This window comes from Acinetobacter brisouisimilis, from assembly GCF_000368265.1.
Lineage (GTDB): Bacteria > Pseudomonadota > Gammaproteobacteria > Pseudomonadales > Moraxellaceae > Acinetobacter.
Genome location: NZ_KB851218.1, coordinates 125163 through 139371, shown reverse-complemented (window position 1 = coordinate 139371; position 14209 = coordinate 125163). Strand labels below are relative to the sequence as shown.

Genomic DNA, 14209 nt, shown 5'->3' with positions numbered 1-14209 from the left:
TAAAATGACATAAGTCATGTTAAAGAAATAGTACAATCTGTGTGTCAATTTGTGCAAATTGCATCCATTCTGCAAAAATACAGCGAGAAAAGTGATTTATGGGTATTCATGTTTGTCAAAGTCAGCGATTAGAACTGTTATTGCAAACGCTGTTAGCCCAAATTAGTCAGGCAGAAAGCCATCCTTTACAGGTGTTACAACAGCAGCATTTTGTGGTGCCGAGTGCTGCTGTGGAGCAATGGTTACAGCAGCAGATTTCTCAGTATCAGGGCATTAGCGCCAACCAATTGTATCACCAACGGATTCAGACCTTTCAATGGTACGCTTATCAACAAGTTCTAGAAAATAAAGAACAAGTACGCCAAGCCAATATTCCACGTTTGGTGATGCAGTGGCGTATTTATGAAGCGTTAAAACCCCATATTGAACCCGAGCAACTCAGCCTTGCTGCCGAGCATCCGCTGTATAGTATTGTGCAGCGGATTTACGACAGTGCAGCGCATTTAACACAAGGTTTGCAACAGCAACTCAAAAAACAAAACATGCTGTACTGGGTATCCGAGCAGGTGTCGCGAGTGTTTAGTCATTACATGGTTTACCGTGGGCAATGTCAGCACCACTGGCATGAGCCATGTGGTTGCCCGCAAAACTGGCTTAAGGCTTGGGGCAATAACCGCGAACTGGATATTGAGCAGTTATTTCAGGCGGACGAACACGGCATTGCGCTGTATCAACTGGAACAGGTACAGCAGCTTGAAGCATGGCAGCGCTGGTTGTGGCAGGAAGTCTTTCATGCTGACTTTGTGCAAATGCAGCAGATCGACCGCGATTTTTGGGAAATTCTCGATGACCCAGAGCAGCGTAAAGCCGCGCTGAAACGCCTGCCGCAGCAATTGCTGATTTTTACGGTGCTGGATTTGCCTCCGACCCAGTTACAATTTTTACGGCGCTTGGGGCAGTATCTGGACGTGGTGATTTTGCACTATAACCCTTCGCAGGAATACTGGGCAGACAGTGTCGATCCGAACTGGAAGAAACGCTATGACCTTGGGGTCAAGCAGCGTTTTTTGCAAAAACATCCGCAAGCCTCCGATGCCGATCTGCAACGTTTCTTTGATGAATTTACCCTCAATTTTAATGCCGAAGCGCGTGAGTCGCGTCATCCATTATTGACCCGTTTTGGCAAGCAGGCACGTGACCATTTCTCGTTGTTGTCACATTTGTCATCAGGCGAAGAAGGGCAATGGCTCGATTTATTCGATGAAGATTATGCCGAGAGTTTGCTCGGTAAAATCCAGTCAGATGTGCTGTACCTGATGGAACCTGAAAAGCATCAATTTGAGCTTTCTCCCGATGATCAGTCGATTCAGGTTCATGTTTGTCACTCTGCATTGCGTCAGCTTGAAGTCTTGAAAGATCAGCTGTTGCACTGGCTGGCACAGGGCACGGCTGAACAACCGCACCGTCTGGATGATATTTTGGTGTTAACACCAGACATCAAGGCACTTGAGCCTCATATTCGCAGTGTCTTTGCACCGCCACCACGGGTAGAAAATGCACAGCAAGCACCCTATTTACCCGTCAAAATTGGCGGTGTAGCGCAGCTGGATATGCGTCAGGCATGGCAGGCAGTGTGTTATCGGATTCAATTGCCGCATGGACGTTTCCAGTTTGAACAGTTTGCCGACTGGTTGAGTTTGCCTGCGACGCAGCAACGCTATGCTTTAGATACCTCACAAACCCAGCGGGCGTTGCAGTTGTTGATTCAGGCTGGTTTTAAGCGCGGGTTGGACGAAGCCCATCTGGCGCGCCAGCTTGGTCCAGAAGATCGGGATTATCGTTTTAGTTTTAAATTTGCCTTAGACCGTTTGGCACTTGGAGTGGCGATTCCTGAGCATGTGCTGTTTGAAGGAACACTGAGCTATGCGCAAGTGTTGTCGAGTGATTTTGAGTTAATCGCGACCCTGATAGACATTTATGAAGATTTGGCACAGCGTCGTGATTGGCTGATTTTGCATGAACTGGGGCAAAATCATACCGTTGAACACTGGCTGTATCAGATCCAGCAAGATATCCATGAGTTTCAGCAGGCAGGTGTGACCGCACTTGGTGCTGCTTATGACATGGTGCGTAAACACATTCGAATGCTGACTTTGTCGGTACATTATCAAAAACAGCAAAATTCACCACAGGTAGCATTACAGGATTTTAGCCTGCCACTGGGCGTGGTTTTGCAAGAAATTCAGCAGCAGCTCGACAGCCAGTTCGATCAGGCTGAACCGAGCGGACAGATTACTTTTAGTCAAATTGGGCAGATTCGTCCGTTACCGTATCGTTTGGTGGTCATGCTGAATCTGGACAGTGGGAAATTCCCAAACCGACAAACGCATACCCCATTTGATTTGATGCAAAGTTTACGACCACAGTTAGGGGATCGTTCGCGTCTGGAAGATGATCAGGGCGCATTTTTAGATGCGCTGCTACTGGCCAAAGAGCAACTCTGGCTATTTTATAATGGTTTTGATATTAGCGATGGTGAAGTGCGCCAGCCATCCAGTGTTTTGCAAGAGCTACTGGATCATATTGGCTACATTGTGGCATCCGAGCAGCCCGATGCCGAGATTGATGCAACTGTAGAGTATGCAGGTCTGGAGATTCCGCAGCAGATGCTGAGTTTATATCGGGTACACCCGTTACAGCCTTTTGACTTGAAAGGTTTTACAGCAGAATATCTGCGCTATCAAGACCAGTGGTTTACTGTAGCTCAGCAAATTCAGCAAGCGACAGGGCAACGTCAGCCGTGGAGTAATCAAACTTATACGGTGCCTGAAACCGATGTGATTATGCTCAGCAGCCAACAGTGGCTGAATGACATGGTCTTTCCAGCCCAGCTGTATTTAAAAACACTTGGAGTTGAAAATCTGTGTATGCAGGATTTACCCGATGAAGTTGAGCCATTGTTACTCGATGGTTTGGGGCGTTATAGCTTGCGCGAGTTTTTACAGCAGCAGGATGCCGCAAGTACCGAGCTGTTGCAAGACCGTTTGCCTGTCGGTAAAACTCAGCACAGCGCATGGCAGCTCGGTCAGTTGGAACATCAACAACTTTTGACCCAGTTACAACAATATGCTGCTGCACCGACTGAAACCACGGGGCAGACTTTACATCTGCGCGACAAGTTACATATGCGGATTGTGATTCCTAAACAGCCACAGCAGGATTGGGCGAGCCTGAACCCATCCAGTGCCCGCGCTGAACGCCGTGCCAAAACATGGCTGGAATATTTGTTGTGGCTGACGTATTTAAACCTCGGAGAACAAGGTAAGCAGCTAAAACGTATAGTGGTATTTAGCAACAGTACCCTGATTTGTGAAGGGCTGAGTTCAGTACAGGCAAAAGCTTATTTGGATGAATGGCTGAAGGCATGGGATTATGGGCAAACTTCACCCTTGGTGTTGCCTGCGGCATTGTTATTGAAACCGCTCGAAACGGGTAAAACTTTAGAATGGCAAGCCGATGAACAGGGCAATATGCACATCGTTGAACCTGAAAAAAATCTGTTAAAACAGTGGCAAGGTGGCGGAAACTTTAACAGTCTCTTTTCAATTCATGAAGATCGTTCCACTCAGTATCACGACGACTGGCAGTTTATTTTGCAGGAACAAGATGCTGACCTGTTGCTACAAGATGCCTGTCAGCGTTTTGCCTATCGTCTGTATGCGCCTATTTATCAGTACCAACGTGCAGTAGAACATGCCTAATGAATAAGAATAAAACCTGTATTTCAACCACCCCGATTCATGACATTGATTTTAGCGGTTTACACTGGATTGAAGCCTCCGCAGGTTCGGGTAAGACCTTTACTTTATCAAGCCTGATGGTGCGGATTTTACTGGAACAATACCTGCCGCGTCAGGTGATTGCCACCACTTTTACCCGTGCGGCGGCGGCAGAGTTAAAAACTCGGATTCGTAAACGCTTACAAGAAAGCCAGCGTTTTTTTGATGCTCGGCGTAGTGCGACGCCTGAAGAAAATCTGGCATTTGCACAGCAGTGTAGCGATCCTTTACAAGCCAAGATTCTCGGCCAGTTTGCCCATCAGGTCGGCTATGCTTGTGAACGCCTCAAACTGATCATCGATCAGCTGGATGAGTTATTTGTCGGAACGCTCGACAGTTTTAGCCAAAAGCTATTACGTGAGTTTGCATTTGAAAGTGGCAAAATTGAACATGCCGAAATTACCGATCAAGCCAAGCAATACACGCGGCAATTGGTGCATGACATTTTACGCGAATGGATTCAGGCACAGCCTCAGCAATTGATTGACTGGTTATATATCAGCGGTGAGCTTGGGCGGGTTGACAGTTATGTCGATGTGGTTGAAAAAAGCCTGAATTTTAGTAATGCCCAGTTTAAAAGCGTTGATGTGCCTACTTTCAGTGTTGTTGAATTTGAATCCGCTTTAAATCAATTTGTATCTACGCCATCGCAACATTGGGAAGAATTGCAAGATTACTATTTACTCGATGGCGCATATTATAAATTTATCAATAAGAAAGCTTTTGGAAGCGATCGTTTCCATGGCATTTTTACTACAGGTTTGCCTCGAATTATTCAACAGATTCGAGAACAAGGTGCTCACGTATATTTTAATCAACGCGTATTGAAAGACATCGAGGTTTTATTTTTAGATTCAAAAGGGAAACCTCGAACCAGTATTTTTAATAAATGCGATCAACATATTCAGGATTCTTTTTATCAGCATCCTATGATTGTGTCGTTAAAAAATATTTTAGAAACGAAACTTAAGATTCAAAAGGATTTAAATCAATTTAATACTTCTTTGCAATTCTATCTCTGTCAGGAAGTGAAAAAGCGTTTGCCGCAGCTGTTGCAGCAACATGGTGAAACCACTTTTTCCCAGCAAATCCGAACACTGGCAGAAGCCCTACAAGGTGAGCACGGGCAAAAATTTGCGGCTTTTGTGCAAAACCGCTATCCGCTTATTTTAGTCGATGAGTTTCAGGACACCAACCAGGATCAGGACGATATGCTAGCGAGTATCTGGCGGCATCCTAAGCGTTATAGTCAAAGCTGCATGATTATGGTTGGTGACCGTAAACAGGCCATTTACGGCTTTCGTGGCGGTGACATGCTGACCTTTATTAAAGCGCATCAGGATGTACAGCAAAAGGCAGGCAAGTTCTATCAACTGATTCATAATCAACGCTCGATTCAACCTTTGGTTGAGGTAGTCGATGCTTTATTCCAGCGGCAGCCCGATTTTGGTGAGCAGGTCATCTATTACCCCGTGCAGGCAGGGCGTCGTCCTCATCCTGCCTTGATTGATCAGGCACAGGAAAACCCGCAGCCGTTACGTTGGTTGAACATTCCTGAAAAACAGCCTCCCCATGAACAGGTGGCATGGCAAATTCGACAGTTGCTGAACCAGTCGGCACAAGGCCAATTGTATTTTGCCGAGAGCTCAGGCTCACGGGCGCTGATTGCCGATGATATTGCGGTGCTGTCCAAAAATCATGATGGTTTGGATCAGGTGCAACATGTACTGGAACGGTTGAATATTCGGGTCAATCGTCCTGCCAAACGAAGTGTCTTTGATAGCCAGATTGCCAAAGATGTTGCAGCAGTCCTGACGGCAATTTTAGCGCCATATGATGAAGCCAAACTCAAGCGTGCATTGCTAAGCCGTTTGTTTGGTTTAACGCTGAAACAATTGGTCGATTTGCAAGCCCAAGCCGATGGTCTGAGCCAGTATATTTTAGAGTTTGATCATGTGCGTGAGCTGTGGTTTGCACGTAACTTCTTGACCGCGTGGCAGTATTTATTGCAGCGTTTTGCGGTGTGGCAAACTGTGGTAGCGAGCCAGAGCCGTGACAATGAACGGGTAGTGGTCAATTTACGCCATCTGACTGAATTGCTCAGTCAACACAGTGGCCAGTATCAGGGGGCACAAAACCTGTATCACTGGTATATGATGCAGGTGCAAAAACCCAGTGATCGGGAATGGGAACTGGAACGCAAGCTCTCTACTGCTGCGGGTGTGCAACTCATGACCATTCACCAGTCTAAAGGGCTGGAGTTTAAAATCGTATTTTTACTAAATGCCGATGGCAAACACAGTGAACCCAACAAACAACTGAATTTTTCGACGGTAGAACAGCTCAACCCACAAACTCAGCAGCTTGAAGCACAGCGTGTGATTGCGATTCATGATCGGGACAATATCCCGCAGGCCGATTTGGATCAGCATCAACTGCGTCTTGAAGCCGAGCAGCATCGCCTTTGGTATGTGGCGCTGACCCGTGCCAGTTATCGAGTCTATGCCGTGTTACAAGATCATAAAGGCACATCCACTACAGGCTTGGCATTTTGGAAAAATCAGGTGCAAGAGTTTCAGCATCCTGCCAGTGGTGAAGCGGTTTTTTTAACCGAATGTCCGAAACCAATTTTTTCTGCTGTACCTGAAACGGTTATGGAACTACAGGCATTGCCATTGCCGCAAAAGCGCTTTTATCCGCGCGTACGAACCAGTTTTACAGGGTTGGCGCAGCATCTGTCCAGACAGCAAGCCAAAGACTTACTGGTAGAATATAGCGGTGAACAACAAGCTGCAGAGGATGAATGGCAGCCACTTATGCCAATGACTCAGCTTTCACAAGAGAGAGACAAATTGCCGTGGATTCAGCGCCAGTTTCCACAAGGTACACATGCAGGGAATTTCTTGCATGGAATTTTTGAACATCTGGATTTTCAGCAAAATGATAGCTGGCATTATGAAATTCGCCGTCGTTTTAAAAATGATGATATTTACTTATGGCAACAGTTATTGGAGCGCTATCAACAGCGCAGTGATTTGCATGTTGAGACGACACTTGAAGACTGCGCGGTTACCGAAATTCAACAATGGTTAACTCAGATTTTAGCAACGCCCATTCATGGTGATTTTTGTTTGCAGCAGCTTGAGCCTGCACAGCACTTGGCGGAGTTTCCATTTTTTATGGCGTTGTCTGATCAAGTCTTTGCAGTGCAACGTCTACATGCACTCTTTAAAGAATATGGGTTATACATGCCTGAGTTTAATCCTGCCGAGTCTGCACGTTATTTAAATGGTGCGATTGATTTGGTGTATGAGCATCAGGGGCGCTTTTATATTGCCGACTATAAAAGCAATTATTTGGGCGATAGCCTGCAAGATTATAGTGTGCTTGGCATTCAGCAAAATATGTCACAAAGCAGCTATTGGCTACAGGCCAGTATTTATCTGGTGGCTTTACACCGTTATTTGAAAACTCGCTTGGAAAATTATGCGATTGAGCAGCATCTGGGTGGAGCGAGTTATTTGTATTTGCGTGGCATGTCGGCACAGGCTGGATTTGGCAGTTATTACTGGCGACCAGAACCTGAGTTTATTTTAAGGCTAGATGCCATTTTGGGTTATACGCATGTCCAGAACAGGGTACAAAAAAGTGCATAACTTAGCTAAGTTTATAAAAAACAAAAGCTTAAATTGTGGACAACTTTGGGTATAACTCTGTTGATATCTATGTGAATAAGTATGAGGATAACTAGATGATAATGCAGGAAATCATGCCAGAGCAGCGGGAAAATTTTGTCTGGGCTGAAAAGTGGGCGAAGTATCTGACAAAAAGCCTTGTAAAGTCAAGCGAAAATGCTGATGTTATACTCTACATTTCACAATTGTTTATGGCAAAAGCTCGTGGTGACAGTTGTGTTCGCTGTACCGAGCAGCAAGCGCAGCAACTTGGATCACTGGTGAGTATGCATGCAGCTCAGGTCGCCCCTTTTATCTACGATGGGCAGGCTTTATTTTTGTATCGCTATTTTGCACTCGAACAACGTCTGGCTCAGCAAGTACAACGTCTGGTCGCTCAGCAGCCTACGCAGGTCGATACCTCGACTTATTTATCATTATTGCCTGATCCATATCAGCAGCAAGCTTTGCAGATGGTTGGACAGTCCGCTTTAAATATGATCACAGGCGGGCCTGGGACTGGGAAAACCTACACACTGGCACGGATCGTGGCAGTGTTAAATCATTGCTTGCCTCATTTAAGGATTGCAATGGCTGCACCTACAGGTAAGGCAGCGCAACGTATGCAGGAAGCTTTGCAGCTTTCTTTTAATGATCCTGATTTGCAACAACAAGGTTTGATTCAGTCTGGACTGTTGTTATTGAAGCCTGTGACATTGCATCGCTTGCTGGGAATCGGTAGGCAAGGGCAGGCAAAGTTTACCGCCCAGCAACCCTTACCTTATGATCTGATTATTGTCGATGAAGCTTCGATGCTGGATTTAAATCTGGCAACCTTATTATTTGAGGCAATTCCTGATCATGCCCGACTGATTTTGTTGGGCGATGCGCAGCAGCTGGCATCGGTGGATGTGGGTTCGGTGCTGGCAGATTTACAACAACCTAAACGCTTACAGCCGTATCGCGTAAATTTGCTCAATAGTCGGCGTTTTAGTGATGACGCTTTAATTGGCAAAATGGCACGTTTTATTCAGCAGGCAACAGTTCGACAAATGAATACTGAGCAAGTATTGAGCGCATTTGAACAGGATATTGTTGCGGCGGGTCAACTGCAAATTGTAGATCTAAACAGGATTCAAAAAGATTTGGTTCAGTTGCAGTATTTAAATGCTGAAACTGCTATAGAACAGGCATTGGAGCAATTATGGTCAGGCTTTGAAGACTATACTCAAAGCCTACTGGCTTATTTGCAAGGTGAACAATCACAGGCTGAGGTCGAGCAAGTCATTGCCTGTTTTGACCATTATCGTATTTTGACTGCGATTCATCATGGTGAGTTCGGTTTGGAACGTATCAACCAGTTTATGCAGCAGCAATTACTCAAAATATTACTCCCTTATACACAGGCGGTTGGGGATTGGTATATTGGTCGCCCTGTTATGATGACGGAAAATGACGACCAGCTTGGACTTGCCAATGGTGATATTGGGATCTGCTTTTTTCAGAAAGAAGATCATCAGCAGTTTTCGGTATTTTTTCCGAGCTTACAAAAATGGGTGGTTGCTCAGCGCTTACCTAAAAATATTGCTACAGCATTTGCACTTACCATTCATAAGTCGCAAGGTTCAGAGTTTGCGCATACGGCGGTTGTACTTGATGCTCAAGCAGAAAAGCTGTTAAGTCAGGAGCTGATCTATACGGCAATTACGCGGGCAAAAAAAGCTGTATCATTATTGGTCGATCGGGCAGCTTTTGCTCAGGCGTTAACCTGTCAGACGGTTAGATACAGTGGTTTGATTAGAAAAATTGAACAATCAATTGAATAGTAAAGTTTTATTTTACAATAGAGGCTAATGTAAGAAATGGCTTACATTAAATAAGGAAATTGCCGAATAGTTTAGTCAGTTAGATGTTCATACTATGGTTTTGCCAAATTGATTTAGCATGGATGAGCTAAATTATAATTGCATAAGAATAATAATAGTCAATAGACAGCAAACTTACGGGACGTGAGTCATACGCAGGAAACTTACAGCCACTAAACCTTGTAGTTTTGGGAGAGACTACAGGGTTTTTTTATATCCTGAAGATTTAGACTTGTTAATCATCATCTTGATTCATCAAGATACAACCTGCCAGTTGTGTTTTTATGCAAAGTAGATAAATTTACCATGTAAATATTTGTATCAAATGGTCAACTCTTTTAAATATATAAAACTATAGGTATAATCTTTTGTGTATTTTTATTTATTTGAATTTATTGAATATTTTTTACTAAACTTGATGAAATTATGTTTCTTGAGTATTTTAATCGTGTTTGTTTTGTAAGTTTTTGCTTACATTAGCTTGAGACAACGCCCATAGGTGACCCACTATTTTTATGCGAACATGATGCTCATGGAAGCATGATAAGCCCAAGTTAGGACGTTAAATCAATAACTAACTAAGAAGCGCGACTCAACCGCTCATAATAACAACAAAGCAAAACAAGAAACTACAGCGTACAAAAGCCCAAACCAATACCGTTTGGGCTTTTGCATTTTTTTATTTTTTTATAAAAAATTGATGGAATCTCACGCTTTTTTTGCAATCGCTTAGCTTTTGACTTAAAATAGATGGCTTGCTGTAGTGATGCACGGCAATCAGTAAATTAATTATATTAGTTTGTTGATATATATCATTTTTATTTATTTTTTTAAGCATCTCGGAGTAATCGAATGGCTTTAACTAACCAAGACCGCGCAGAAATTGTTGCTAAATTTGCTCGTGCAGAAAATGACACTGGTTCACCAGAAGTACAAGTTGCTTTGTTAACTGCACAAATCAATGATTTGCAAGGTCACTTTAAAGAACACAAACACGACCATCATAGCCGTCGTGGTTTGATCCGTATGGTTAACCAACGCCGTAAATTACTTGACTACTTAAACGGTAAAGATCATGGTCGTTACACTGCTTTGATCGGCGCTTTAGGTTTACGTCGTTAATTCGATTTAGGCTTATTTTTCGGTATTTCGAATGTTTCTGACTTCGTCGCTGAAAATGAAGCAAAGCTTAGCTTGCTAAGCTATTTTAGAAGGGGCGAATATTCGCTCCTTCTTCGTGTCTAACATCTAGTGAGGTCGGCTTCTAAGCTTTGTCATTTATTTCCGATTTGTGTTGTGAATGCCAAACCTTAGGGGTCTCCACTAGAATAATTGTTCAAAAAGAACTAGGAAAATACAATATATGTCGATGTTTAATATTGTTCGTAAAGAATTTCAGTATGGTCAATACCAAGTGGTTTTGGAAACTGGTCGTGTTGCACGCCAAGCCAACTCTGTATTGATTACTATGGGGGGGGTAACTGTTCTTGTTGCAGTTGTGGCTCAGCCAACTGCAAAAGCAGGTCAGGATTTCTTCCCGTTAACAGTTAACTACCAAGAAAAACAATATGCTGCGGGTCGTATCCCAGGTGGTTATGGCAAGCGTGAAGGCCGTGCTTCTGAAGCAGAAACTTTGATTTCACGTTTGATTGACCGTCCAATTCGTCCGTTGTTCCCAGAAGGTTATTACAACGAAATTCAAGTGACAGCAACAGTTGTGTCTTCTGACAAAACAATGGATGCTGACATTGCTGCGATGCTAGGTACTTCTGCTGCACTTGCGATTGCAGGTACACCATTCCGTGGCCCAATCGGTGGTGCACGTGTTGGTTTAATCAACGGTGAATATGTTCTTAACCCGAACTATGAACAACTAAAAGAAAGTGATCTTGACCTTGTGGTTGCAGGTACAGAATCAGCAGTATTGATGGTTGAATCTGAAGCGAAAGAACTTTCAGAAGACCAAATGCTTGGTGCAGTATTGTTTGGTCATGACGAACAACAAATCGCGATTCAAGCGATTAAAGAATTTGCAGCAGCTGTTGGCGCAGCAGAATCAACTTGGGTTGCTCCAGCACAAAACGAAGAATTGCGTGCGAAACTCAAAGAAGCATTTGAAGCAAAAATTTCAGAAGCTTATACCATTGCAGTGAAACAAGACCGTTATGCGGCACTTGATGCACTTCAGGCAGAAGCTATTGCTCAATTCGTTCCAGAAGAAGATGTCGATGGTATCGCTGACGACGTAAACGAATTATTTGAAGATCTTAAATACCGTACCGTACGTGACAACATCTTGTCTGGTAAACCACGTATTGATGGTCGTGACACTAAAACAGTTCGTGCGCTTGACGTACAGGTTGGTGTGTTAGATCGTGCTCACGGTTCTGCATTGTTCACTCGTGGTGAAACTCAGGCGTTGGTAACAACAACTTTGGGTAACACACGTGATGCGTTGATGGTTGATACCCTTGCAGGTACTAAAACTGACAGCTTCATGTTGCACTACAACTTCCCAGCATACTCTGTGGGTGAAACTGGTCGTGAAACTGGACCTAAACGCCGTGAAATTGGTCATGGCCGTTTGGCTCGTCGTGGTGTACAAGCTGTTCTTCCTGCAGCAGACCGCTTCCCGTATGTAATCCGTATCGTATCTGACATTACGGAATCTAACGGTTCATCTTCAATGGCTTCTGTATGTGGTGCTTCATTATCATTGATGGATGCAGGCGTTCCACTTAAAGCACCAGTTGCGGGTATCGCAATGGGTCTAGTTAAAGAAGGCGAGCGTTTCGCAGTTCTTTCTGACATCTTGGGTGACGAAGACCACCTTGGCGACATGGACTTTAAAGTAGCAGGTTCTGCCAACGGTATTACTGCACTTCAAATGGACATCAAAATCGAAGGTATCACTGAAGAAATCATGGAAGTTGCGTTAAACCAAGCATTTGCTGGTCGTATGCACATCCTGAATGAAATGAACAAAGTGATTTCTCGTGCTCGCCCTGAAATTTCAATGCACGCACCAACTTTTGAAGTGATTACAATTAATCCAGACAAAATCCGTGACGTGATTGGTAAAGGCGGTGCAACAATCCGTCAAATTACTGAAGAAACTAAAGCGGCGATTGACATTGAAGACAACGGTACAGTACGTGTATTTGGTGAATCTAAAGCGGCTGCACGCGCTGCAATTGCCAAGATTCAAGCACTGACTGCTGAAGTTGAACCAGGTAAAATCTATCAAGGTAAAGTCATTCGCATTGTAGAATTTGGTGCGTTTGTAAACATCATGCCTGGTACAGATGGTTTGTTGCATATCTCTCAAATTTCAAATGAGCGTATTGCTAACGTGACTGACGTATTGAAAGAAGGTCAAGAGATTAACGTTCAGGTTGCTGATGTAGACAACCGTGGTCGTATTAAATTGACCATGAAAGATGTTGCTCAAGCATAATCTGACTGTTGTCTGATAAAGAAAACCCGCTTGAAGCGGGCTTTTTTTATGGCATGATAAAAACCTTAATGTATTTTTAAATGTGAATATATGCAGATTTATTACTTTTACCATCATCCCGACGAAAATTACGCCTTTATTAGCCAAGAGCAGTCTGAATTTTATGTGCTGGATTTTGTCTGGGTCGATTGCTTAAGGCAGGATGTGGTCGGTAAAAGTGATGAATGGCAGGAAAAACTACATGCTTTGGCAAATTTGTCCTTAAATGAATTTCATGTACAGGATATTTTAAATATTGAGCATCCCTGTGCTTTTGATGCGATGGAAGATTATGATTTCCTGATCTTTCGTAAACTGATTACCCTGAATGACCGTATTAACCTCACTGATAAAAACTCCGAAACTCATAGTAGTGATTTTGGTTTGGTGACAACCCCTGTTGGGTTTTGTATGAGTTCACGGGCATTGGTGACCGTACGCGAAAAGGGCAACAAAGCCATTGAGAATTATATTGAGCGTTTGCATGGTTTTATGCATCGTTCGCCTGAAGAACAAAATCGTCTACGTAAACTTCCCAATACTCCTCTGAATCTGTCATTGCGTATTTTAAATAGCATGATTGATGATTATCTGGAGTTACGGTCACCATTGACGCGCCGCGTAGAATATTGGCAGCGTGAGCTGTTGCAAGGGCATGGGAATTTCAAGCAATGGCATCAGTTACTGCAGGAAAACATGGCATTCCAGCAAGTCGAAAATCTATGCGAAGAACAGATTGAAACCTTGCAGGAACTGCGGGATGAAATTGTAGAAAACTACCATCATTTGGTGGGTGAGCAACACCGTGAAGCACTCGATATTATGTTGGTGCGCATTAACGATCTGGTGAGCCATATTGAGCGGATTCAGAAACATACCGCACGCTTGCGTAGTTCGATTCAGGCAGCAATCGATCTGCATTTTTCGGCGATCAGCAATCAGACCAATGAAAATATGCGAATTTTAGCCATCATTACCGCAGTATTTGCGCCTTTAACTTTGTTGACAGGGGTTTATGGAATGAATTTTGAATTTATTCCAGGCTTGAAATCCCCTGTAGGTTTTTGGGTCATGCTGATCGTGATGCTCATGTGTACGGTGCTGCTGGTGATATATTTTTATCGTCGTCATTTGGTGGGGCGTGGTGAAAAGAGTGTGATTGATATGCTGGCACAGCAGCACCATCATCGTGGCGTAAACTTATTTTGGTTTTTAGATTATGAGCCAATTAAGCAGACCCTAAAAGAAGTCGAAAAGATCACTAAATTTAAATAAAGCAGACGGGCTATGAGGCTATCAAGCCGCTTAGCCTGAATTCTATTGCTTAGATATTGA

Annotated in this window: 6 protein-coding genes; all 6 read left to right on the top strand. The window is 43.7% G+C overall.

Annotated elements, in window-relative coordinates; all coding sequences use genetic code 11:
* The first annotated feature begins 98 nt into the window (after nucleotides 1-98).
* The 6 genes from F975_RS02005 (at nucleotide 99) to F975_RS01980 (ending at nucleotide 14149) form a co-directional block, all read left to right on the top strand.
* A complete protein-coding gene (locus F975_RS02005; protein WP_004749822.1) occupies nucleotides 99-3761 on the top strand; it encodes an exodeoxyribonuclease V subunit gamma in 3663 nt (1220 codons plus the stop codon).
* Nucleotides 3761-7495: a UvrD-helicase domain-containing protein gene (locus F975_RS02000; RefSeq protein WP_004749821.1), complete on the top strand. Its 3735-nt coding sequence runs from the start codon at nucleotides 3761-3763 to the stop codon at nucleotides 7493-7495. The genes F975_RS02005 and F975_RS02000 overlap by 1 nt, the downstream gene beginning before the upstream one ends.
* 101 nt (nucleotides 7496-7596) lie before the next feature.
* Nucleotides 7597-9339: an exodeoxyribonuclease V subunit alpha gene (recD, locus tag F975_RS01995; protein WP_034425586.1), complete on the top strand. Its 1743-nt coding sequence runs from the start codon at nucleotides 7597-7599 to the stop codon at nucleotides 9337-9339.
* Between the two features lie 891 nt (nucleotides 9340-10230).
* On the top strand, nucleotides 10231-10500 hold the full coding sequence (rpsO, locus tag F975_RS01990; RefSeq protein ID WP_004749819.1) for a 30S ribosomal protein S15: 270 nt from the start codon (nucleotides 10231-10233) through the stop codon (nucleotides 10498-10500).
* Nucleotides 10501-10747: 247 nt separating this feature from the next.
* Nucleotides 10748-12835, top strand: a complete 2088-nt coding sequence (pnp, locus tag F975_RS01985) for a polyribonucleotide nucleotidyltransferase (protein WP_171063130.1) — start codon at nucleotides 10748-10750, stop codon at nucleotides 12833-12835.
* Between the two features lie 90 nt (nucleotides 12836-12925).
* Nucleotides 12926-14149, top strand: a complete 1224-nt coding sequence (locus F975_RS01980) for a magnesium transporter CorA family protein (RefSeq protein ID WP_004749817.1) — start codon at nucleotides 12926-12928, stop codon at nucleotides 14147-14149.
* Nucleotides 14150-14209: the final 60 nt, after the last annotated feature.